Annotated in this window: 19 protein-coding genes and 1 pseudogene; 9 read left to right on the top strand and 11 right to left on the bottom strand. The window is 61.1% G+C overall.

Annotation, left to right across the window (positions count from 1 at the left end):
* Positions 1-52 precede the first annotated feature (52 nt).
* The 9 genes from prfB to KW841_RS12745 form a co-directional block, all read right to left on the bottom strand.
* Positions 53-1,148, bottom strand: a protein-coding gene (gene prfB / locus KW841_RS12785; RefSeq protein ID WP_095965010.1) for a peptide chain release factor 2 whose coding sequence is annotated in 2 segments (ribosomal slippage) — positions 53-1,075 and positions 1,077-1,148 — 1,095 coding nt in all. Because the reading frame shifts where the segments join, the coding sequence is not laid out codon by codon here.
* Positions 1,149-1,355: 207 nt separating this feature from the next.
* Positions 1,356-2,357 carry a PleD family two-component system response regulator gene (locus tag KW841_RS12780; protein WP_218476449.1) on the bottom strand — a complete coding sequence of 334 codons (1,002 nt, stop codon included), beginning with the start codon at positions 2,355-2,357 and terminating at the stop codon, positions 1,356-1,358.
* Between the two features lie 48 nt (positions 2,358-2,405).
* Positions 2,406-3,416 carry a chemotaxis response regulator protein-glutamate methylesterase gene (locus KW841_RS12775; protein WP_218476447.1) on the bottom strand — a complete coding sequence of 337 codons (1,011 nt, stop codon included), beginning with the start codon at positions 3,414-3,416 and terminating at the stop codon, positions 2,406-2,408.
* The gene (locus KW841_RS12770; RefSeq protein WP_218476445.1) at positions 3,413-5,707 is read right to left on the bottom strand and encodes a hybrid sensor histidine kinase/response regulator; all 2,295 of its coding nucleotides are present in this window, start codon (positions 5,705-5,707) and stop codon (positions 3,413-3,415) included. Before KW841_RS12770 ends, KW841_RS12775 begins: the two co-directional genes overlap by 4 nt.
* The gene (locus KW841_RS12765; RefSeq protein ID WP_218476443.1) at positions 5,704-6,384 is read right to left on the bottom strand and encodes a chemotaxis protein CheW; all 681 of its coding nucleotides are present in this window, start codon (positions 6,382-6,384) and stop codon (positions 5,704-5,706) included. Before KW841_RS12765 ends, KW841_RS12770 begins: the two co-directional genes overlap by 4 nt.
* Entirely contained in the window at positions 6,381-7,652 is a 1,272-nt protein-coding gene (locus KW841_RS12760; protein ID WP_218476442.1) for a protein-glutamate O-methyltransferase CheR, read from the bottom strand. Before KW841_RS12760 ends, KW841_RS12765 begins: the two co-directional genes overlap by 4 nt.
* Positions 7,649-8,185 carry a chemotaxis protein CheW gene (locus KW841_RS12755; protein ID WP_218476440.1) on the bottom strand — a complete coding sequence of 179 codons (537 nt, stop codon included), beginning with the start codon at positions 8,183-8,185 and terminating at the stop codon, positions 7,649-7,651. Before KW841_RS12755 ends, KW841_RS12760 begins: the two co-directional genes overlap by 4 nt.
* Positions 8,185-9,807 (bottom strand): methyl-accepting chemotaxis protein, encoded by a 1,623-nt coding sequence (locus tag KW841_RS12750; RefSeq protein WP_218476438.1) that lies wholly within the window; start codon positions 9,805-9,807, stop codon positions 8,185-8,187. The genes KW841_RS12755 and KW841_RS12750 overlap by 1 nt, the downstream gene beginning before the upstream one ends.
* A 310-nt stretch (positions 9,808-10,117) precedes the next feature.
* Positions 10,118-10,810: a tellurite resistance TerB family protein gene (locus KW841_RS12745; RefSeq protein ID WP_218476436.1), complete on the bottom strand. Its 693-nt coding sequence runs from the start codon at positions 10,808-10,810 to the stop codon at positions 10,118-10,120.
* Between the two features lie 183 nt (positions 10,811-10,993).
* On the opposite strand from KW841_RS12745, the gene KW841_RS12740 reads away from it, so the two are divergent.
* From KW841_RS12740 to KW841_RS12700, 9 genes and pseudogenes are all read left to right on the top strand, one after another.
* The gene (locus tag KW841_RS12740) at positions 10,994-11,908 is read left to right on the top strand and encodes a LysR family transcriptional regulator (protein ID WP_218476434.1); all 915 of its coding nucleotides are present in this window, start codon (positions 10,994-10,996) and stop codon (positions 11,906-11,908) included.
* Between the two features lie 102 nt (positions 11,909-12,010).
* Positions 12,011-13,498 carry a gamma-aminobutyraldehyde dehydrogenase gene (locus tag KW841_RS12735; RefSeq protein ID WP_218476431.1) on the top strand — a complete coding sequence of 496 codons (1,488 nt, stop codon included), beginning with the start codon at positions 12,011-12,013 and terminating at the stop codon, positions 13,496-13,498.
* Positions 13,499-13,582: 84 nt separating this feature from the next.
* Positions 13,583-14,734, top strand: a complete 1,152-nt coding sequence (gene ydcS, locus KW841_RS12730) for a putative ABC transporter substrate-binding protein YdcS (protein ID WP_116581966.1) — start codon at positions 13,583-13,585, stop codon at positions 14,732-14,734.
* 232 nt (positions 14,735-14,966) lie between these two features.
* Positions 14,967-16,004, top strand: a complete 1,038-nt coding sequence (locus KW841_RS12725) for an ABC transporter ATP-binding protein (protein ID WP_015093714.1) — start codon at positions 14,967-14,969, stop codon at positions 16,002-16,004.
* A 1-nt stretch (position 16,005) separates the two neighbouring features.
* Positions 16,006-16,953, top strand: coding sequence for an ABC transporter permease (locus tag KW841_RS12720; RefSeq protein ID WP_218476429.1), 948 nt, complete (start codon positions 16,006-16,008; stop codon positions 16,951-16,953).
* A complete protein-coding gene (locus KW841_RS12715) occupies positions 16,943-17,752 on the top strand; it encodes an ABC transporter permease (protein ID WP_007975065.1) in 810 nt (269 codons plus the stop codon). The genes KW841_RS12720 and KW841_RS12715 overlap by 11 nt, the downstream gene beginning before the upstream one ends.
* A gap of 160 nt (positions 17,753-17,912) precedes the next feature.
* The gene (locus KW841_RS12710; RefSeq protein ID WP_218476427.1) at positions 17,913-19,337 is read left to right on the top strand and encodes a gamma-aminobutyraldehyde dehydrogenase; all 1,425 of its coding nucleotides are present in this window, start codon (positions 17,913-17,915) and stop codon (positions 19,335-19,337) included.
* A gap of 228 nt (positions 19,338-19,565) precedes the next feature.
* On the top strand, positions 19,566-21,050 hold the full coding sequence (locus KW841_RS12705; RefSeq protein WP_116581964.1) for an APC family permease: 1,485 nt from the start codon (positions 19,566-19,568) through the stop codon (positions 21,048-21,050).
* A gap of 86 nt (positions 21,051-21,136) precedes the next feature.
* Positions 21,137-21,427 (top strand): annotated as a pseudogene (locus KW841_RS12700) (spermidine dehydrogenase); the annotation flags it as partial.
* Positions 21,428-21,467: 40 nt separating this feature from the next.
* Here KW841_RS12700 and KW841_RS12695 read toward each other — a convergent pair.
* Together KW841_RS12695 and KW841_RS12690 are read right to left on the bottom strand one after the other, a co-directional pair.
* Complete coding sequence (locus tag KW841_RS12695; RefSeq protein ID WP_218476415.1) at positions 21,468-22,094, bottom strand: RloB family protein; 627 nt, start codon at positions 22,092-22,094, stop codon at positions 21,468-21,470.
* A gap of 3 nt (positions 22,095-22,097) precedes the next feature.
* Entirely contained in the window at positions 22,098-23,348 is a 1,251-nt protein-coding gene (locus KW841_RS12690; RefSeq protein ID WP_218476413.1) for an ATP/GTP-binding protein, read from the bottom strand.
* Between the last annotated feature and the right edge of the window lie 118 nt (positions 23,349-23,466).

Here is a 23,466-nt window from a genome sequence, read left to right as displayed (position 1 = left end):
CGGGGATCGCCGGCAAGCCGGCTCCTACAGGGGATCGCGGTGTGTCAGTAACTTACAGCCCGGACTTCAGGCTCGCTTCCAGGTATTCGTCGATGTCGCCATCGAGCACCTTGTCACAGTCGCTGCGTTCGATGTTGGTGCGCAGATCCTTGATCCGCGAGGCATCGAGCACGTACGAACGGATCTGATGACCCCAGCCGATATCGGACTTGGTGTCTTCCAGCGCCTGGGACGCCGCGTTGCGTTTCTGCATTTCCTGCTCGTACAACTTGGCCCGCAGCATTTTCATGGCGGTGTCCTTGTTGGCGTGCTGGGAACGTTCGTTCTGGCAGCTGACCACGGTGTTGGTCGGTACGTGGGTGATACGTACGGCCGAGTCGGTGGTGTTTACGTGCTGACCACCGGCACCCGAGGAACGATAGGTGTCGATCCGCAAGTCTGCCGGGTTGATTTCGATTTCCACCTTGTCATCGATCTCTGGCGAGACGAACACCGCGGAAAACGAGGTGTGGCGACGGTTGCCGGAGTCGAACGGGCTCTTGCGCACCAGACGGTGCACGCCGATCTCGGTACGCAACCAGCCAAACGCATACTCGCCCTTGATGTGCACGGTCGCGCCCTTGATCCCGGCGACTTCACCGGCGGACAGTTCCATGATGGTCGCGTCGAAACCGCGCTTGTCGGCCCAGCGCAGGTACATGCGCAGCAGGATGTTGGCCCAGTCCTGGGCTTCGGTGCCGCCGGAACCGGCCTGGATGTCCAGGTAGGCGTTGTTCGGGTCCATTTCGTGGCTGAACATGCGACGGAATTCCAGCTTGGCCAGACTTTCCTCGAGACGGGCCAGCTCGGCGACGACATCGTCCACTGCGCCTTCGTCGTTTTCTTCGACAGCCATGTCCAGCAGGTCGCGGCAATCGGCCAGACCGGTGTTCAGTTCGTCCAGGGTATCGACGATCTGCGCCAGCGCAGCGCGCTCGCGGCCCAACTCCTGGGCGTATTCAGGCTTGTTCCAGACACTCGGATCTTCAAGCTCGCGATTGACTTCGGTCAGACGCTCATGCTTTTGATCGTAGTCAAAGATACCCCCGAATGGTTTCGGAGCGCTCGGACAGGTCCTTGATGGTGTTCAGGATCGGGTTGATTTCCATGACGGGCAGCACTCGTTGGCGAACTTTTGAAAGCCGGCGAGTATACCGGGAAACAGCCGAAAACGGCAGTCCGCTTGGCCGAAATGCCAAGTCCCTGTAGGAGCGAGCTTGCTCGCGAGAAACGCTCAGGCACCGCGTTTATTCAGATAGCCATCGTCATCGTTAACGACCATCGCGAGCAGGCTCGCTCCTACGGGGGCGTGGTGTTCAGCCGATTCCCACCTGATTACGCCCATTGTTCTTCGCCAAATACAGCCCCTTGTCCGCCGCCAGGATCAGGTCGCGGCAGTTGCTGCCCGCTTTCGGGGTGATGGTCGACAGGCCGATGCTGATGGTCAGGCTCGACCCTTCGGTTGGCGAGTTATGCGGGATCTTCAGGGCTGCCACGGTCTGGCGCAGCTTCTCGGCGACAAGCCGCGCGCCGCCCTGGGAGGTATTGGGCAGCACCAGGGCAAATTCTTCGCCTCCGTAGCGGGCCGGCAGGTCCGAAGGGCGGGCACTGGCCTCCTTGATCGCCGTGGCGACCTTGCGCAGGGCTTCATCGCCTTCCAGGTGGCCGAAACTGTCGTTGTAGGTCTTGAAGTAGTCGACATCGATCATCAGCAACGACAACTGGCTCTGCTCACGCAGCGAGCGGCGCCACTCCAGTTCCATGTACTCGTCGAAGTGCCGACGGTTCGACAACCCGGTCAGGCCATCAGAGTTCATCAGGCGTTGCAGGACCAGGTTGGTGTCGAGCAGTTGCTGCTGGCTGACCCGCAACGCGCGGTAGGCCGCGTCCCGTTGCAGCAGGGTCATGTAGGACCGTGAGTGATAGCGGATGCGCGCGACCAGTTCGATGTTGTCCGGTAGCTTGACCAGGTAATCGTTGGCCCCGGCCGCGAAGGCCGCGCTCTTGATCAGCGGGTCTTCCTTGGTCGACAGGACGATGATCGGAATGTCCTTGGTCGCCGGGTGATTGCGGTATTCGCGCACCAGGCTCAGGCCGTCAAGGCCGGGCATGACCAGATCCTGCAGGATGACCGTCGGCTTGATGCGCACCGCGTGGGCGATGGCCTGGTGTGGATCGGCGCAGAAGTGGAAATCGATGTTCTCTTCGTTCGCCAGGCCCCGGCGCACGGCTTCGCCGATCATGGCCTGATCGTCCACCAGCAACACCATGGCGGCGTTTTCGTCGGTCTTGAAGTCATCGAGCTGTAATTCATTCATGTGCGGTCACCTGAGTACTACCTGAGCCAGGAATGAGGAAAAAAGTGCTCATTTGGCGAAAATCTCCAGCAATCGTGGCGCTATCTTGTCCAGCGGGCGAATCTCCACGGCAGCGTCGATGGCTGCGGCCGCCTTCGGCATGCCGTACACCGCACTGCTGCCCTGGTCTTGTGCGATGGTCAGGTAGCCCTGTTGGCGCATGAGTTTAAGCCCCTGGGCGCCATCACGCCCCATACCGGTGAGTAAAACCCCCACGGCGTCACCGTTCCAGTAACTGGCCACGCTCTCGAAGAACACATCGATGGAGGGCCGGTAGATCTCGTTGACCGGTTCGGCGGTGTAGGCCAGCGTGCCGTTTTTCAGCAAGCGAATATGGTGATTGGTGCCGGCCAGCAATACCGTGCCGCTTTGCGGCGGCTCGCCTTCCTCGGCCAGGCGCACGTTGAGGCCGCTGGCACTGCCGAGCCATTCAGCCATGCCGGCGGCAAACACCTGGTCAACGTGCTGCACCAGCACGATGGCCGGAGAGAAATCACGCGGCAGGCCCTTGAGCAAGACTTCCAGCGCCGCCGGCCCACCGGCGGATGAGCCAATGGCGATCAGGCTCTGGCGCGAGCCAGAACTGCGCAACGGTGCCGGCGCCGGGCGCGGGCGATTGCCCTTGTCGCCGATCAGCCAGCCGATGTTCATGATCTTGCGCAACAACGGCGCAGCCGCGTCCTGGGCATTGCCGGCGCCGACGGTCGGGGTGTCGACCACGTCCAGTGCACCGTGGCCCATGGCCTCGAACACCCGGTGCACGTTCTGCTGGCGATCCACGGTGACGATGACAATGGCGCACGGGCTCTCGGCCATGATCCGCCGCGTGGCCTCGACGCCATCCATCACCGGCATGATCAGGTCCATCAGGATCAGGTCCGGTGTGTCCTGCGCGCACAGGCGCACCGCTTCGGCGCCATTGCCGGCGACCCAGACCACCTCATGTGTCGGCTCGAATGCCAGGGCGCGGCGCAGGGCCTCCACCGCCATGGGCATGTCGTTGACGATTGCGATCCTCATGCCCGCGCTCCTCCGATGAGCTCGACCACTGCATCGAGCAAGGCGTCGTCATGAAAACTGGCCTTGGCTAGATAATAGTCGGCGCCGGCATCCAGTCCACGGCGCCGGTCCTCCTCACGATCCTTGTAGGACACCACCATCACCGGCAGCGATTGCAGGCGATTGTCCCGACGCAGCAACGTAACCAGTTCGATGCCGTCCATGCGCGGCATATCGATGTCGGTGATCAGCAGATCGAAATCCTCCGAACGCAACGCGTTCCAGCCGTCCATGCCGTCTACCGCAACCGCCACGTCGTATCCGCGATTGAGCAACAGCTTGCGCTGCAACTCTCGCACGGTCAGGGAATCGTCCACCACCAGAATTCGTTTGCGGGCCGCCTCGACCACCTGGTTGCTGTGGCGGGCGATGCGTTCCAGGCGCCCGGTGTTGAGCAGTTTTTCCACCGAACGCAGCATGTCTTCGACGTCGACGATCAGCACCACCGAGCCGTCGTCGAGCAGGGCCCCGGCGGAAATGTCCTGCACCTTGCCCAGACGTTCATCCAGCGGCAGTACCACCAATGTCCGCTCACCGATAAACCGCTCCACGGCCACGCCGTAGATCGCATCGCGCTCGCGAATCACCACGACTTTCAGGGTTTGCCCGCTGTTCTGGCTGGCCGGGCGATGCAGCAACTGACTGGCCGCCACCAGCCCGACATGCCGGCCTTCGTGCCAGAAATGCTGGCGACCTTCGACCTGCACGATGTCCGCCGGCTCCAGATCACACATGCGCTCAATGTGCGCCAGCGGAAAGGCATAGGCCTCGTCGCCGACTTCCACCACCAGGCTGCGCACCACCGACAGGGTCAACGGCACTTCAAGATGGAAGCGACTGCCCTCGCCCGCCGTCTGCTCCAGCACCACCGCACCGCGCAACTGCCGGACCATGTGCTGCACCGCATCCAGGCCGACGCCACGACCGGACACCTCGGTGACCCTGTCGCGCAGACTGAAACCGGGCAGGAACAGGAACGTCAGCAGTTCTTCTTCGCTCAACTGCGCGGCGGTTTCTGCGGGGGACAGATTTCGTTCAACGATACTGCGACGGACTTTCTCCAGGTCCACGCCGTTACCGTCATCGCTCAATTCAAGCACCAGCAAACCGGCCTGATGCGACGCTCGCAGGCGAATCAAACCTTCCGCCGGCTTGCCGGCCAGCAGGCGTTGTTCCGGAAGTTCGATGCCGTGATCGACCGCGTTGCGCAACAGGTGAGTCAGCGGCGCCTCGAGCTTTTCCAGCACGTCGCGATCGACCTGAGTCTTCTCGCCTTCAATCTCCAGTCGCACCTGTTTGCCCAGGTCGCGCCCCAGATCACGGACCATGCGCACCTGCCCGGTCAACACATCGGCAAAGGGCCGCATGCGGCAAGCCAGCGCCGTGTCGTACAACACCTGCGCCCGCTGGCTGGCCTGCCAGGCGAACTCATCGAGTTCGGCGTTCTTTTCCATGAGCAATTGCTGGGATTGCGCGAGCAAGCGCCGCGCATCCTCAAGGGCCTCCTGGGCTTCCAGGCTCAAGGCGTGATCCTTGAGATGAACATTGAGATTCTCCAGCGCTCGCAGGCTGTTGCTCTGCATGCGCTTAAGTCGCTGCATGGTCGCCAGGTGCGGCTTCAGGCGCTGGGTTTCCACCAGGGATTTACTGGACAGATCAAGCAGGCTGTTCAGGCGCTCGGCGGTGACGCGCAACACACGTTCGCCATTTTCGGTAGTGCGCTTGGTCTTGCGCGGGGCTGGTGCCGGAGGCGGTTCGACGACAGACGTCGGCGGCTCGACCTTGGGGGCAGGTGCTTCGAGCATGAGCTCGGCGATAATCGATTCGGCCATGACCGGTTCGGCAGGCGCAACCAGCGGCGCTGTCGGATCCAGCAAGCGTGCCATCAAGGATACGTAAGCCTCAATGTCCGAGGCCTGCGGGTTATTGCCCGGCGTGGCGATGCGCATCAGCAGATCGGTGCCTTGCAGCAACGCATCGATGTGTTCGGGGCGCAGCAACAGGCGTCCTTCCTGGGCACTGACCAGGCAATCCTCCATGACGTGGGCGACGCTGACCCCGGCATCGACGCCCACGATCCGCGCCGCGCCCTTGAGCGAGTGCGCCGCACGCATGCACGATTCAAGCTGATCGGCCAGGGTCGGATCGCGCTCAAGCGCCAGCAGGCCGGCACTCAAGACCTGGGTCTGGGCTTCGGCCTCCAGGCTGAACAGCTCCAGCAAAGAGGCGTCGCGCATTTGCTCGGGGGTCATGTGAGGCTCCGGGTCACGGCGGACAACAGCTGTTCTTCATCCAGCCAACGCAGGCTGCGACCTTTGAATTGCAATACGCCACGGGTGTATCTGGCGCTGGCCTGGGCCCCCGAGCGCGATGCGCTATCGAGGACATGCTCGTCGATGGCGTGAATCCCGTCGACTTCGTCCACCGGCACCACCACCGGCCCGCCGTGGGCCGCGATGATCAGCATGCGCGGCATGACTCGCGCACCCGGTGCCACATTGCCGGTGCCGTCGAGCCCGAGCAGCTCCACCAGCGACAGGCAGGCGACCAGCGCGCCGCGCACATTCGCCACGCCGAGCAAGGCCCGGGAGCGTTGGTGCGGCAAAGAGTGAATCGCCTGCAACGGCGACACTTCCACCAAGCTGCGCGTGGCCAGGCCCAACCACTCCTCCCCCAGACGGAACATCAACAACGAGCGGGTTTTCACCTCACTCTCGAGCGCGACGGACACTGGCCCGCGCTCTTGCTGCTGCAAGGCATAACGATCGAGCAGACGCGTCGCAGCGGCCGAATACACCGCACAATTGCGACAATGAATATGTTCGGCCAGCAACGGGCAGGACTTGTCGCCGTGGATACCGATGCGGTTCCAGCAATCGTCGATGGCCTGGGCATCCCGGGTGACGCTTAAGGTGTCGGAGGCGATCATCGTTTACGCTCACTGTCGGCGGCGCGTGCGCTGCGGGCGGCACGTTCCTGCAATCGTCTGGCCCCCGCCGCGTCACCTTGAGCCTGCAGCAAGGCGGCCAGGTGCATCAACGCTTCGGGATGTTGCGGTTCGAGGTACAACGCCTTGCGATAAAAGCCCTGGGCTTCCAGGACATTTCCCGCTACATCGCTGAGCAGGCCCAGCCAATAGAACACCTGGGCTACCGGTTCATGACTGCGCAAATAGCTGTCACACGCGGCCTTTGCCTCGGCGCTTTTGCCTTCGTTGGCCAGCCCTGCGATGTTCGCCAGCAGCACGGCTGTATCGGTGCCAGTGGTTTTCGGCACAGGCGCCAGTGGCACAACACCGGCGAACGGACGGCTGCGCACCGGCGCTGTTGGTCGATTGCGCAACGGTTGCGGCACAGGCAAGGGGGTTGGAACGAATGTCGGCAGGGGTTCAGGCTCCGCAGCCCCTTGTCGACTGAAGGCGAAGGACTGCGCGATACCGATCGAGCGCATCCCCAAACGCCCCAGCAGACTGCCTTCGGCCGGGCCGATAAACAGCACGCCGTCATCGTGGGTCAGGCGCTTGAGCACTTCAAAGACTTGCTTCTGGGTCGGCTGGTCGAAATAGATCAGCAGGTTGCGACAAAACACGAAGTCGAATGGCGGTTCACCGGCCAGCAAGGCCGGGTCCAGCAGATTGCCGACCTGCAAGCGCACCTGTTCCTGCACGCGCGGGTCCAGGCGATAGCCGTCGCCTTCGGCAATGAAATGGCGGTCGCGATATGCAATGTCGTCGCCCCGAAAGGAATTCTTGCCGTACAAGGCTCGCCTGGCTTTATCCACCGACAACGGACTGACGTCCATGCCGTCGACCTTGAACTGGTGCGGCTTGAGTCCGGCATCGAGCAACGCCATGGCGATTGAGTACGGCTCTTCACCGGTGGAACACGGCAGGCTGAGAATCCGCAGTGCGCGCAGGTTGTTGATTTCGCCCAGACGCTTGTTCGCCAGTTTCGCCAGGGTGGCGAAGGATTCCGGATACCGGAAGAACCAGGTTTCCGGAACGATCACCGCTTCGATCAATGCCTGCTGCTCGTCCCGTGAGCCCTGCAAGGCATGCCAATACTCATCGGCCGAGGCTGCTTGCGCAGCCACGCTGCGCTGGCGCACCGCCCGCTCGATGATGGCCGGCCCCACCGAGGTCACGTCGAGTCCGATACGCTCCTTGAGGAAGTCGAAAAAACGCTGATCGCTGCTCATCGCCGCACCTCCAGCAACACCGGATCCATTGGCGGCGAAGGAAACAACAAGGCGCGCACCTGATCGTTCAGCAGATCACTGACCCGTACCCATTGCAGCAAGCCTTGCTCGTCCTTGCGCACCGGTCCCAGGTAAGGCGCCTGGCGATTGTCCAGGCCGTAGGGCTGGAAGTCCGAAGGATCGCAGCGCAAGGTGTCGGTCGCCTGCTCCAGAATCAGCCCGAGCAGTTGTGTCTCGCCTGCTTCATCCGGGCGGTAGTTGACCAACACCAGCCGGGTGCTGGTACGGGCCTGTGCCGGCGCGCCAAACGTCAGTGCACTCAAGTCGATCACCGGCACCACGGCACCCCGATAGGCGAACACCCCGGCGACCCACTCGGGGGCATGGGCAATGGGCTTCAAGGGCAGGCGCGGCAGCACTTCAGCCACTTCGACAGCCTTCAAGGCATAGCGCTCGCTGCCGATGCGAAACACCAGAAACAATGCATGCAGCGCCTGCTTCACGGCAGAGCGCTTGGCCGTGATTTCGCTCATCAGACTTTGAATCGCGAAACGCCGCTGCGCAGCCCGACGGCCACCTGGCTCAGTTCATCGATGGCGAAACTGGCCTGGCGCAGAGACTCGACTGTCTGGCTGCTGGCATCACCCAACTGCACCAGCGCATGGTTGATCTGCTCGGCACCGGTAGCCTGGGCCTGCATCCCTTCGTTGACCATCAGCACCCGCGGCGCCAGCGCCTGGACCTGATGGATGATCTGAGACAATTGCTCGCCGACCTGCTGTACCTCGGACATGCCGCGACGCACTTCTTCGGAAAACTTGTCCATGCCCATGACCCCGGCCGAGACCGCTGACTGGATCTCGCGCACCATTTGCTCGATGTCGTAGGTGGCCACCGCCGTCTGGTCCGCCAGGCGCCGTACTTCGGTGGCGACCACGGCAAAACCGCGCCCGTACTCACCGGCCTTCTCGGCCTCGATGGCGGCGTTGAGCGACAACAGGTTGGTCTGGTCGGCCACCTTGACGATGGTCACCACCACCTGATTGATGTTGCCGGCCTTCTCGTTGAGGATCGCCAGCTTGGCATTGACCAGGTCGGCAGCGCCCATCACCGAGTGCATGGTTTCCTCCATGCGCGCCAGGCCCTGCTGCCCGGAGCCGGCGGCCACGGAAGCCTGATCGGCGGCGGTGGAGACCTCGGTCATGGTGCGCACCAGATCCCGGGAGGTGGCGGCGATTTCACGGGAGGTCGCGCCGATTTCCGTGGTGGTGGCGGCGGTTTCCGTGGCAGTGGCCTGCTGCTGCTTGGAGGTGGCGGCGATCTCGGTGACCGACGTGGTCACCTGCACCGATGAGCGCTGTGCCTGGGACACCAGTGAAGTGAGCTCGGCCATCATGTCGTTGAAACCGGTCTCCACCGCACCGAATTCGTCCTTGCGCTCCAGGTTGAGACGGCGGCTGAGATCGCCCGTACGCATGACTTCGAGGATCTGCACGATACGGTTCATCGGCGCCATGATCGCGCGCATCAACAACAGACCGCATAGACCGGCAGCCAGTACCGCCACCAGCAGGGAAATGCCCATGATGGTTTTTGCTGTGAGCACCGCATCATCGATGGCCGCAACATCCTGGTCTGCCACCGATTTATTATGATGCAGAATTTCACTGAGCTTCATTCGACCAGCCGTCCAGGCCGGGGTCAGTTCTTCGTTGAACATCTTGATGGCTTCGGCGTCCTGGTTGCGTTTATGCAACTCGGCAACGGAAAGCAGGATCCGGTGGTAATCCTTGTGGATGATTTCAAACGCGGCGTACTCGACCCTGTCCTCATCCGTTGTGATCGTTTCACGATAAAGCTCCATCTGCTCTTGCAGACGCGCGGAAAAATCCTTGAAGTCCGACGCATCCTTGTCGGTGAAGCCCTGTCCATGCTCCAGCCCCAGCATCCCCATCATCCGCAAATAACTGTCGGACCAGGCGCCGCGGATCATCGAGCTGTAATACAACCCGGGCAGAGCATCCTCACGAACGCTGGCTTCGCTGCTTTCGATCTTCAACAACCGCGAATACGAGACGACCACCATCAGCAGCATGATGGCGATAATGACCGCAAAACTCGCCAAAATGCGTTGGCGCAATGTCCAGTTCTTCACAGTCAATCCTCAGGCCTGATTCGAAATGCGGGGAGTATAGCCGAGGGCGGTGTTTCATTTATAAGACGGATGCACGCCACTTCTCATCCCGTTGAAAAAAGGCGGGATGGGCTCTGGAGGGGACTGTCCGCTAATTGAGGGAAGGGGTGTTAGGGGTGATTGGGTAGAATCGGGCGATGGATCGACCATTAGGGATGTGCCGTGGCTGAAAACGAGGACCTGTGGGAGCTGGTTTGCCAGCGAAAGCGTCGTGTCAGACAACCGATTACTGACTGAATGACCGCCTTCGCTGGCAAGCCAGCTCCCACAATTACATCGAAGCCTGGCGAACCTGCTTCTCCAGTTCAGCCTTCAACCCCGGTTCCAGCTTGAGTTGCCGTGCCAGTTCATCCAGGTAGGACTTCTCCATGAAGTTCTCCTCGTCGACCATCATCACACTCGCGATGTACATCTCGGCGGCAGTCTCCGGCGTACGCGCGGCACGGGCGACGTCGGCGGGGTCCAGCGGTTTGTTGAGTTCGGCATGCAGCCAGTGTTGCAGCTCCTGGTCATTGTCGAGCTTGACGAACTCGCCCTCGATCAGTGCGCGCTCACGTTCGTCGACATGCCCATCAGCCTTGGCCGCGGCCACCAGCGCCTTGAGAATCGCCTGGCTGTGCTGCTCGACTTGCGCGGCAGGCAAGCGGTCGAGGGTTTGCGGTTCAGTTTCTGGCGCAATGCCCTGCTGGGCCTGCCAGTTGCCGTAGGCCTTGTAGGCCAGCACGCCCAACGCGGCGAGGCCGCCGTAGACCGCAACCTTGCCGCCCACCTTGCGGGCCTTCTTGCTGCCGAGCAGCAAGCCCATGGCGCCTGCTGCCAATGCCCCGCCGCTCGCGCCGGAAAGCAAACCGCCGAGGGCACCGGTGCCAGCGCTCGCGCCCTTTGGCTGTGAGCCACCGACCTTGTTCTGCAGCAGGTCCTGGCCGGACTTGAGTAGTTGATCGAGCAATCCACGGGTGTTCATTTGCTGCCTCCACAGGACGTTTAACCTGAAATCAAGGGCACCAGCCTAGATCGAAAGTGCCGACGCCCCGTGCGCGAGAGTGCTTCCAGATGTTGCATCGCCAAGGCACCTGGCGCTGACCATCGAAAAAAAAGATATACACTCCAACAAATCGATAAAAACAGCCCACCGGGTGCTTCCCCCATGATGACCTTGCGTCAGATTCGCCATTTCATCGCTGTGGCCGAGACCGGTTCGATCTCCGCCGCCGCGCAAACCGCGTTCATTTCCCAGTCGACCCTGACCCTGGCCATCCAGCAACTGGAGGAGGAAATCGGCGTCAGCCTGTTCAGTCGCCATGCCAAGGGCATGACCCTGACCCACCAGGGCCATCAATTCCTGCGCCAGGCGCACTTGATCCTGGCCACCGTGGATAACGCCAAGCGCAGCCTGCAACAGAGCACCGACCAGGTCGCCGGGCAATTGATCGTCGGCGTGACCAGCCTGGTGGCCGGTTATTACCTGGCGGATTTGCTCACCCGCTTCCAGCGCGCCTACCCCAACGTGGAAATCCGCGTGATGGAAGACGAGCGCCCGTACATCGAGCATTTGCTGGTCAGCGGCGAGATCGATGTCGGCGTGCTGATCCTCTCCAACCTCGAAGACCGTCACGCCTTGCAAACCGAAGTGCTGACCCACTCGCCGCACCGGTTATGGCTGCCGGCCCAGCATCCCTTGCTGGAACACGACAGCATCAACCTCGCCGACGTGGCCCGCGAGCCATTGATTCAACTGAACGTCGATGAAATGGACCGCAACGCCCAACGCATGTGGTCCGCCGCCTCGCTGCAACCGCGCATCACCCTGCGCACGGCCTCGACCGAAGCGGTGCGAAGCCTGGTGGCTGCCGGCTTGGGCGTGTCGATCCAGCCCGACATGACCTATCGCCCGTGGTCACTGGAGGGCGACATCATCGAAGCACGGGCCATTGCCGACCTCAGCCAGACCCTGGATGTCGGCCTTGCCTGGCGTCGCGGCACGGCCCGGCCGGCGCTGGTGGACCCGTTCCTGACGGTCGCCCGCGAACAACCCCATGGCGGGCGCAAGCCATCTATTTAATCGAACGCAACCTTCAGTATTTAGTATTTGTTGTCCTCGGGCCCGCGAACTAGTCTTGTTACATCTATATAAGACGGCCGGGTCCCAACCACTGGGAACACCATGGCCACACAAGAAAAGAGAACCCGAAAAATGGCTGGCGCGCAGACTCCGTTGTTCACCGCATTGTTGATCGATGGTGAATTAGTCGCCGGTCAAGGCTGCGTCGAGCCGATTCTCAACCCGGCCACCGGCGAAGTCATCACACAGATCGCCGAAGCCAGCACCGAGCAAGTCGAAGCCGCGATCCTCGCCGCCCACCGCGCCTTTGCCGGCTGGTCGCGGACCACCCCGCAGCAACGCTCGAACCTGTTGCTGGAGATCGCCAACGCCATCGAAAAAAACGCCGACCTGCTGGCCCGCCTCGAATCCATGAACTGCGGCAAGCCGTTGCACCTGGCCCGTCAGGATGACCTGAGTGCCACGGTCGACGTGTTCCGCTTTTTCGCCGGCGCCGTGCGTTGCCAGACCGGCCAGCTCAGCGGCGAATACCTGCCGGGCTACACCAGCATGGTGCGCCGCGATCCTATCGGGGTGGTGGCGTCGATTGCGCCGTGGAACTACCCGATCATGATGGCCGCGTGGAAAATCGCCCCGGCCCTCGCCGCCGGCAACACCCTGGTATTCAAGCCGTCGGAACACACGCCGTTGTCGATCCTGGCCCTGGTACCCGCGCTCGCCGAGATCCTGCCACGGGGTGTGATCAATATCGTTTGCGGGGGTGGCGAAGGCGTCGGCAGCCACCTGGTGAGCCACCCTAAAGTGCGCATGGTGTCGCTGACCGGCGATATCGTCACCGGGCAAAAAATCCTCCAGGCCGCATCGAAAACCCTCAAGCGTACCCACCTCGAACTCGGCGGCAAGGCTCCGGTGATCGTCTGCAACGATGCCGACATTCAGGCCGTGGTCGAAGGTGTGCGGACCTATGGCTACTACAACGCCGGCCAGGATTGCACCGCCGCTTGCCGCATTTATGCCCAGGCCGGGATTCACGACCGCCTGGTGGCCGAGCTCGGCGCGGCCGTCAGCAGCCTGCGCTTCGCCGGCAAACGCGACGCCGACAACGAAATCGGCCCGCTGATCAGCACCCGCCAGCGCGACCGCGTGGCCAGCTTTGTCGAACGCGCCCTCGGCCAGCCGCACATAGAGCGGGTGACCGGCGCGGCCGTGCATTCCGGCGCCGGCTTCTATTACCAGCCGACCCTGCTGGCCGGCTGCAAGCAAAGCGATGAGATCGTCCAGCGCGAAGTGTTCGGACCGGTGGTCACCGTGACCCGTTTCGATGAATTGGAACAAGCGGTGGACTGGGCCAACGATTCGGAATACGGCCTGGCATCGTCGGTCTGGACCCAGAACCTCGACAAGGCCATGCAGGTCGCGGCGCGCCTGCAGTACGGCTGCACCTGGATCAACAGCCATTTCATGCTGGTCAGCGAAATGCCCCATGGTGGCCTGAAGCGTTCGGGCTACGGCAAGGACCTGTCCAGCGATTCGCTTCAGGACTACAGCGTGGTGCGGCACATCATGGCCCGCCATGGCGAGCATCTCTGACTACGCTAATAACAAGCCACCAACGGCATGCTTCACCACGTTCAAAACACTGCCCCGACCATAATTAAAGAAGAGGGAATTCCCATGTTCGTGCACAAGACCGCACTGCTCAGTGCAATCACCACCGCACTGCTGGCCAGTGCCAGCCTCCAGGCCGCCGAGCCGCTCAAAGCTGTCGGGGCTGGCGAGGGCCAACTGGATATTGTGGCCTGGCCTGGCTACATCGAACGTGGCGAGAGCGACAAGGCCTACGACTGGGTGACCGGTTTCGAGAAGGAAACCGGCTGCAAGGTCAACGTCAAGACCGCGGCCACTTCCGATGAAATGGTCAGCCTGATGGCCAAGGGTGGTTACGATCTGGTGACGGCGTCGGGCGACGCCTCCCTGCGCCTGATCGTCGGCAAGCGTGTACAGCCGATCAACACCGCGTTGATCCCGAACTGGAAAAACCTCGACCCGCGCCTCAAGGATGCACCCTGGTACGTGGTCAACAAGCAGACCTACGGCACCCCCTATCAGTGGGGCCCGAACGTGCTGATGTACAACACCAACGTGTTCAAGACCGCGCCGACCACCTGGGGCGTGCTGTTCAATGCCGAAAACCTGCCGGACGGCAAGCCGAACAAGGGTCGCGTGCAAGCCTATGACGGCCCGATCTACATCGCCGACGCGGCGCTGTACCTCAAGACCGCCAAACCGGAACTGGGCATCCAGAGCCCGTACGAACTGACCGAAGCCCAGTACAAGGCCGTGCTCGACCTGCTGCGCGCCCAGCAGCCGTTGATCCACCGCTACTGGCACGACACCACCGTACAAATGAGTGACTTCAAGAACGAAGGCGTGGTCGCCTCCGGCGCGTGGCCGTATCAGGTCAACGGCCTGATGAACGAGAAACAGCCAATCGCCTCGACCATCCCGAAAGAAGGCGCCACCGGTTGGGCCGACACCACCATGATGCACACCGAGGCCAAGCACCCGAACTGCGCCTACAAGTGGATGGACTGGTCGCTGCAACCGAAAGTCCAGGGCGACGTAGCGGCGTGGTTCGGCTCGCTGCCAGCGGTCCCGGCGGCATGCAAGGAGAGCGAACTGCTCGGCGCCGAAGGCTGCAAAACCAACGGTTTCGACCAGTTCGACAAGATCGCCTTCTGGAAAACCCCGCAGGCTGAAGGCGGCAAGTTCGTGCCGTACAGCCGCTGGACCCAGGACTACATCGCGATCATGGGCGGCCGCTGATCCTTGAAGTGAAGGAAATACCTGTGGGAGCGGGCTTGCCCGCGATGGCGGAGTGTCAGGCAACACGATACTGACTGAGCGGCCCCCATCGCTGGCAAGCCAGCTCCCACAATTGATCACCTCTGTTGCCACTGCCGAGCAAGGCATCCGGCTGTAGTTGACCGTTATTCGTTTTTTCAGAAGTCCAGGCAGGGCCGCTGCGACGGCCTTCGCCTTTTTGGAGCACCGCACCATGACGCTTGCAGTCCAGTTCACCAACGTTTCCCGTCAATTCGGCGAAGTGAAAGCCGTAGACCGGGTTTCCATCGACATCCAGGACGGCGAGTTCTTCTCCATGCTGGGGCCTTCCGGCTCGGGCAAGACCACCTGTTTGCGCCTGATCGCCGGTTTTGAACAACCGAGCGCAGGCTCCATCCGCATTCATGGCGAAGAGGCCGCCGGCCTGCCGCCGTACCAGCGTGACGTGAACACCGTGTTCCAGGATTACGCGCTGTTCCCGCACATGAACGTTCGCGACAACGTCGCCTACGGTTTGAAAGTCAAAGGCGTGGGCAAGGCCGAACGCCTGAAGCGCGCCGAAGAAGCACTCGATATGGTGGCCCTCGGCGGCTATGGCGACCGCAAGCCGGTGCAGCTCTCCGGCGGTCAGCGCCAGCGTGTGGCCCTGGCCCGCGCCCTGGTCAACCGTCCTCGCGTACTGTTGCTCGACGAACCACTCGGCGCACTCGACCTGAAACTGCGCGAGCAAATGCAGAGCGAGCTGAAAAAACTGCAACGCCAGCTCGGCATCACCTTCATCTTCGTCACCCACGACCAGACCGAAGCACTGTCGATGTCCGACCGCGTGGCGGTATTCAATAAGGGCCGCATCGAACAAGTCGACAGCCCGCGCAACCTGTACATGAAACCGGCCACCACCTTCGTCGCCGAATTCGTCGGCACCTCCAACGTGATCCGCGGTGATCTGGCGAAGCAAATCAGTGGCAATCCGCAGCCGTTCTCGATTCGTCCGGAACACGTGCGTTTCGCCGAAGGCCCGCTGGCCAGCCACGAAATCGAAGTCACCGGCTTGCTCCACGACATCCAGTACCAGGGCAGCGCCACGCGCTATGAACTGAAACTGGAAAACGGCCAGACCCTGAACATCAGCCAGGCCAACAACCAGTGGCTGGACACCAGCGCACAACACCAGACCGGTCAGCGCATCAGCGCACGCTGGGCGCGTGAAGCCATGATTCCGTTGCACGACACCGTTGCGGGCGGGGTGTGAGATGAACACCGTAGCTATCCCTCAATCGCCGGCCAGCGGCTCGCTGCTGCGCAGGTTTTCCAATCTGCTGTATCGCCGGCCGAATTTTTACCTGTCGCTACTGCTGGTACCGCCGCTGCTGTGGTTCGGTGCGATCTACCTGGGCTCGTTGCTGGTGCTGCTGTGGCAAGGTTTCTACACCTTCGATGACTTCACCATGGCGGTCACCCCCGACCTGACCCTGGCGAACTTCACCGCGCTGTTCCAGCCGTCGAACTTCGACATCATCCTGCGCACCCTGGGCATGGCGATTGCCGTGTCGATTGCCAGCGCCATCGTCGCGTTCCCGATCGCCTACTACATGGCGCGCTACACCACGGGCAAGACCAAGGCGTTTTTCTACATCGCGGTGATGATGCCGATGTGGGCCAGTTACATCGTCAAGGCCTACGCCTGGACCTTGCTGCTGGCCAAGGGCGGCGTGGCGCAGTGGTTCGTGCAGCACCTGGGGCTGGAACCGGTCCTGCAATGGGTGCTCGGCATTCCCGGCGTCGGCGGCAGCACCCTGTCGACCTCACACCTGGGCCGCTTCATGGTGTTCGTCTACATCTGGCTGCCGTTCATGATCCTGCCGATTCAGGCTTCGCTGGAACGCCTGCCGCCCTCGCTGCTGCAAGCCTCCGCCGACCTCGGGGCCAAGCCGCGCCAGACCTTCATGCAAGTGATTCTGCCGCTGTCGATCCCGGGCATTGCCGCCGGTTCGATATTCACCTTCTCGCTGACCCTGGGCGACTTCATCGTGCCGCAACTGGTCGGCCCGCCCGGCTACTTCGTCGGCAGCATGGTCTACGCCCAGCAAGGCGCCATCGGCAACATGCCAATGGCTGCCGCGTTCACCCTGGTGCCAATCGTGCTGATCGCCATCTACCTGTCCATCGTCAAACGTCTGGGGGCCTTCGATGCACTCTGAAAAAGCATCTCTCGGGCTACGCCTCGCGGCCTGGGGCGGATTGGTGTTCCTGCACTTCCCGATCCTGATCATCTTCCTGTACGCCTTCAACACCGAAGACGCGGCGTTCAGCTTTCCGCCCAAGGGCTTTACCCTGAAGTGGATCGGCGTGGCGTTCTCCCGACCGGACGTGCTCGAAGCCATCAAGCTGTCCTTGCAGATCGCCTCGATTGCCACGCTGATCGCCATGGTCCTTGGCACACTGGCTTCGGCGGCGCTGTACCGCCGGGACTTCTTCGGCAAGCAGGGCATCTCACTGATGCTGATCCTGCCGATCGCCTTGCCGGGGATCATCACCGGGATCGCGTTGCTGGCGACCTTCAAGACACTGGGCATCGAGCCGGGGATGTTCACCATCATCGTCGGCCACGCGACCTTCTGCGTGGTGATCGTCTACAACAACGTCATCGCCCGCTTGCGCCGTACGTCCCACAGCTTGATCGAGGCCTCGATGGACCTCGGCGCCGACGGCTGGCAGACCTTCCGCTACATCATCCTGCCGAACCTTGGCTCGGCGTTGCTGGCCGGCGGCATGCTGGCGTTTGCCCTGTCGTTCGACGAAATCATCGTCACCACCTTCACCGCCGGCCATGAACGGACCCTGCCGCTGTGGCTGCTGAACCAGCTCAGCCGCCCACGAGACGTGCCGGTGACCAACGTCGTGGCGATGCTGGTGATGATCGTGACCATGCTGCCGATCCTCGGCGCCTATTACCTGACCCGTGGCGGTGAAAGCGTTGCGGGCAGTGGCGGGAAATAAACTCAAAATAGACACCACTACCCCCTGTGGGAGCGAGCTTGCTCGCGATGAGGCCATTACATTCAGCATGGATGGTGGCTGACACACCGCCATCGCGAGCAAGCTCGCTCCCACAGGGACTGGTTTCAAAACAAGATCTGCATTGATGAGGACAAATGTCATGCAAACCAAACTATTGATCAACGGCCAACTGCAAGACGGCGAAGGCCCCGCCCAACCGGTGTTCAACCCCGCACTGGGTCGTGTGCTGGTGGAAATCAACGAAGCCAGCGAAGCCCAGGTCGATGCCGCCGTGCGCGCCGCCGATACCGCCTTCGACAGCTGGTCGCAGACTCCGCCGAAAGAACGTTCGCTGCTGCTGCTCAAACTCGCCGATGCCATCGAGGCCCACGGCGAAGAGCTGGCCAAACTGGAATCGGACAACTGCGGCAAACCTTACAGCGCCGCGCTGAACGACGAGATCCCGGCGATTGCCGACGTGTTCCGCTTCTTCGCCGGCGCCAGCCGTTGCATGAGCGGTTCGGCCGGTGGCGAATACCTGCCCGGCCACACCTCAATGATCCGCCGCGACCCGGTGGGCGTGATCGCCTCCATCGCGCCGTGGAACTATCCGCTGATGATGGTCGCCTGGAAAATCGCCCCGGCCCTGGCCGCCGGCAATACCGTGGTGCTCAAGCCGTCGGAACAGACCCCGCTGACCGCCCTGCGCCTGGCCGAACTGGCGGCCGACATCTTCCCGGCCGGCGTGCTCAACCTGGTGTTCGGCCGCGGTCCTAGCGTCGGCAGCCCACTGGTCACCCACCCGAAAGTGCGCATGGTGTCGCTGACCGGTTCGATCGCCACTGGTTCGAACATCATTTCCAGCACCGCCGACAGCGTCAAACGCATGCACATGGAACTGGGCGGCAAGGCCCCGGTGATCATCTTCGACGACGCCGACATCGACGCCGCTGTCGAAGGCATTCGCACCTTCGGTTTCTACAATGCCGGCCAGGACTGCACCGCCGCCTGCCGCATCTACGCGCAGGCAGGCATCTACGAGAAATTCGTCGAGAAACTCGGCGCCGCCGTCAGCAGCATCAAGTACGGCTTGCAGGACGATCCGTCGACCGAACTCGGCCCGCTGATCACCGCGCAACACCGCGACCGCGTCGCCAGTTTCGTCGAACGCGCCATCGCCCAGCCGCACATTCGCCTGATCACTGGCGGCAAGGCTGTCGAGGGCAATGGCTTCTTCTTCGAACCGACCGTGCTGGCCGATGCCCAGCAGGACGACGAAATCGTCCGTCGCGAAGTGTTCGGGCCGGTGGTATCGGTGACCAAATTCAGCGATGAAGCGCAGGTGCTGGGCTGGGCCAACGACTCGGACTACGGCCTGGCCTCCTCCGTGTGGACCGCCGATGTCGGCCGCGCCCATCGCCTGTCGGCCCGCTTGCAGTACGGCTGCACCTGGGTCAACACGCACTTCATGCTGGTCAGCGAAATGCCCCACGGCGGGCAGAAGTTGTCCGGGTATGGCAAGGACATGTCCATGTACGGGCTGGAGGATTACACCGTCGTTCGGCATGTGATGTTCAAGCATTAACAGCGAAAAGATCGCAGCCTTCGGCAGCTCCTACAAAGAGCGCCGTACACCCTGTAGGAGCTGCCGCAGGCTGCGATCTTTTCCGCTGACACAAGGATGACGTCGTCGATTGCATCAAGGATTCACCGCAACACCAAAAAACAATAACCACCGATCCTGGCAGCGCCCTCAAGGCCCCGCCACGGTTTCGGACATCCGAAATCTGCCGATTTTCCGGAGCAATCACACATGAGTGCATCACCCGATCTCTCTGCAGTCCTTGCCGACAGCGATGCCGAGCAACTGCGCAAACTGGGTTACACCTCCAACTTCAATCGCAGCATGAGCCTGTGGGAAAACTTCGCCCTGGGCTTCACCTACCTGTCCCCGGTCGTCGGGGTTTATACCCTGTTCGGCCTGTGCCTGGCCGCAGGCGGGCCACCGATGTTCTGGGCTTATCTGCTGGTCGGTTGCGGCCAGTTGCTGGTGTGCCTGATCTTCGGCGAAGTGGTCTCGCAGTTCCCGATTTCCGGCGGCGTGTACCCGTGGGCCCGCCGTCTGGTGGGCAAGCGCTGGGCGTGGATGGTCGGCTGGATCTACTCCATCGCCCTGTGCGTGACCATCGCGGCGGTTGCCGTGGGTGCCGGTCCGTACCTGGCCGCCATGATGGGCTTTGAACCGAACAACAACACCAACATTGTCATTGCCCTGGTGCTGACGCTGTTCGCCACCCTGGTCAACCTCAGCGGCACCAAAGTGCTGGCGCGCATCGCCATGTTCGGCTTCCTCTGCGAACTGGTCGGCGCAGTCATCGTGGGTGTTTACCTGCTGATCTTCGAGCGTCATCAATCGATCAGCGTGCTGTTCAACACCTTCGATATCAGCGTCGATGGCTCGTACCTGCCGGCGTTCCTCACCGCTTCGCTGGCGGGGATGTTCCTGTACTACGGCTTCGAGGCCTGCGGCGACGTGGCCGAAGAAACCCCGAACCCGAGCAAGCAGATCCCGGTGGCGATGCGCATGACCATCTACATCGGCGGCATCGCAGCGATGTTCGCTTGCCTGGCGCTGATCCTCGCGGTGCCGGACATGCAAGCGGTGATTAATGGCACCGACAAGGACCCGGTCAGCACCATCCTCAACAACGCGTTCGGGCCGGTGGGTTCGAAAGTGGTGATGGGCGTGGTGATGATTTCCTTCATCTCCTGCGTCATCAGCCTGCAAGCGGCGGCCAGTCGCCTGCTGTATTCCTACGCCCGTGACGAAATGGTCATCGGCAGCCGACTGCTGAAGAAGATTTCCCCTACGACGCAGGTTCCGGTTGCCGCGCTGTTCGTCTCCGGTGTCCTGCCGGCGCTTATCATCATCCTCGGTTTCTTCCTGCAGGATGCGGTCGCCACCATCGTCAGCTTCGCGGCCATCGGCATCTACCTGGCGTTCCAGATGATCGTGCTCGCGGCCCTGTACGCCCGCATGAAGGGCTGGAAACCAAGCGGCAAATTCACCCTCGGCGCCTGGGGCTGGGCGGTGAACATCGGCGCACTGGTCTATGGTGTCGGGGCCATTATCAACATGGCCTGGCCACGGACACCGGATGCCGCGTGGTACATCAACTACGCCATGGTATTGAGCACGGCCATCGTGATTGGCCTGGGCCTGCTCTACATGTGGATCGCCAAGCCGTATGACCACGGCACCGCCCCGGCGGGCGATGCCTGGAAAGTCAGCCGGTAACGGCATTCGCCCCGGTGCCGTTGTGGTGCCGGGGCGATCTGAAGAATCAACAAGGATTGAATATGGATATCACCCGCCGCGACTTTTCGTTCGAGCAACTGGAAGCGCAACTGCGTGACCAACTGCAACGCATGCTAGGCCCTGGCGGCTTCAACCACGAAACCGACATCCTCGCCATCACCGTCAACCGCTGGTCACACGGCTACGCGTACTTCTCCAACAGCCTGTACGACGATGCCGACGAAAGCGAAAAACTGATGAACCTGGCCCGTCAGCCGATTGGACGGGTGAGCATCGCCAACTCGGACGCGGCGTGGAGTGCTTATGCTCATGCGGCGATTGATGAGGCGTATCGGGCGGTGGGGGAAGTGGGCTGATTGAGCACCCTGCCCGCAGCGATGCGGGCAGGGTTTGATGTTAAATCGGCTGCGGCTTGGAGAGGTTTTCGAATTCATCCATAAGCAGGTGGATTTCGGTGCTGGGGTTTGGATCGCCGCTGATGGCAACGTCCTCAAGGATCTTCGGTGCCAAAGCTCTTGCAGTTTGGAACGGCGCTCCCAACAGCTGGGCAAAGTAGTTGATGTCTTTGCCCTTCTCATATTTTTCCATGGTTGGCTTCTCTCGCAAACTCTTGCTCACCAACTCGCCAGGGGAATGCTTCCCGACAGCTCTGAAGGGTTTTCGGTTGAAACCAAAGTGCAGCAGTAGCCAAAACCCAAAACAGGGATACGATGCAATGACTTTGATCTTTGGATGAGGCTGCGCAACATTCAATGCACGCTGAAAGCAAAGGTGTGTATCTCGATCCAATACACAAAACACTTTGTCGAAGTACTTCTGCCGGCTGATTGCTCGCTCAACAATGCCACTCGGATGTGTGACGCCGCAGTGAGCAATTTCCACCTGGGCCTTGGCCCGAAAATAAAAGGCAGCCTCCTCCAGATAGCGTTTTCCTGACTTGCTGTCTTCACAGAGCACCAACACTTTAGGTTGAGGCTTGTACCGTGAAATCCTGCGATCAAATAACTTGCCTGAACTCACCATTGCTCAGCCCTGCCTTATCAACGGTAGCCCGCGATAACGGCCTTCAAAGTAGCGCTTCTCGACATCCTCACTTTCGCACCCCTCAAAATCGTGAATGGAAAACAAACTGGTCGCGCCGTTGGCATCACGTTCGGTAATCCAGAACTGATCCCGCCGCAAAATCTTTTCGTTCATCAGATGAGTGTCGTGCGTTGTAAAAATCAGCTGGGTATCGAGGCCACTGTCCAGATGCTTGTCGATCAAGTCAGCGACGATGTCGGGATGAAGGCTGCTGTTGAGTTCATCGACACAAAGCACTCCGCTACCCCCCGCTTGATTCATCATGAACCAGGGCAACCAAAAGCCAATCAGGTTCTTTGTACCGCACGACTCCTCCGAAAAATCAAACTCCGCAGCACCTAAATGACTGGAGTGTGTGAGGGTCACCTTGTTCTTTTGAACCGCAGCGAAGATCTCCTTCAAGGTAGGTTCTTTATTGTTCTGAACGGCATCGACCTCGTCTGAATTGAGCTCAATGATAGAGACCGGAATGTCCAATGCCTTGAGAAAGTCCCGAAGATCGTTCGTATGGCTCGACACCATCTGAAGAAATCGGATCGACGCCGTCGACAGCTCCATCATGCTGTTCTGCTCGACCACGAGAAGTCCGGTTTGGAACCAACTGAACGGCATTCGCAACTGAGTCATTTCTTCATTGCTGTTCTTCACGGCCTGCGCGAGGAAGAGCATTTTTGGGCTCGTCAGACGCCGCCAGGCGCCATGCACTTCTTTCCCACCCTCCAGCGCCGTCCCGAAAACATAACGCTCCCCTTCGGCGTCGAATTGGCGGTCATACAGAAGCGTTTCGTTCCCTCCTGGATAAGAGAGCAACTGCTCTTTGACGATCCGCTGCCCAGTTAACCCCAGCACAAACCGATAGCGCTGCCCTCCTTGAATGAAGTTGTATTCAAATACGCTGGGCGCATCCTTCAACGCGCGATCAAAACGAAAAGGCGAAACCGATAGCAACGCGTCAATTGGATTGGTTTCCATGGCAAGCAAGCGCCCGACGACCCCCATCGCGCGGACCAATGAAGACTTGCCGGAAGCATTTGGGCCGTAAATCGCAGCCACCTTCAACAGGTCGGGGAGCTTTTCTGCGCAGGGCGGCTTGAATGTATTACGCGTTTTGCTCAGGAGAGGAGTCGCCGCCATGGACAAGGTTTGCTTGTCACGGAACGAACGGTAATTGGAAACCGAGAATTCGATCAGCATGGAAAAAGACCTGCAGTTCGTTTGCTGGACTCGAATACATAAAGGAAAAAGCGCGCTTCAGGTGCCGCTTCTCTGCAGTCAATGCAAAAACAGAAAAATCCTACAGATCGCACCTTCG

The organism is Pseudomonas sp. PDM28, from assembly GCF_019219115.1.
Taxonomy (GTDB): Bacteria; Pseudomonadota; Gammaproteobacteria; order Pseudomonadales; family Pseudomonadaceae; genus Aquipseudomonas; species Aquipseudomonas laurylsulfatiphila.
The sequence above is the reverse complement of the archived record's forward strand: the minus strand, read 5'-3'. Positions and strand labels throughout refer to the sequence as shown.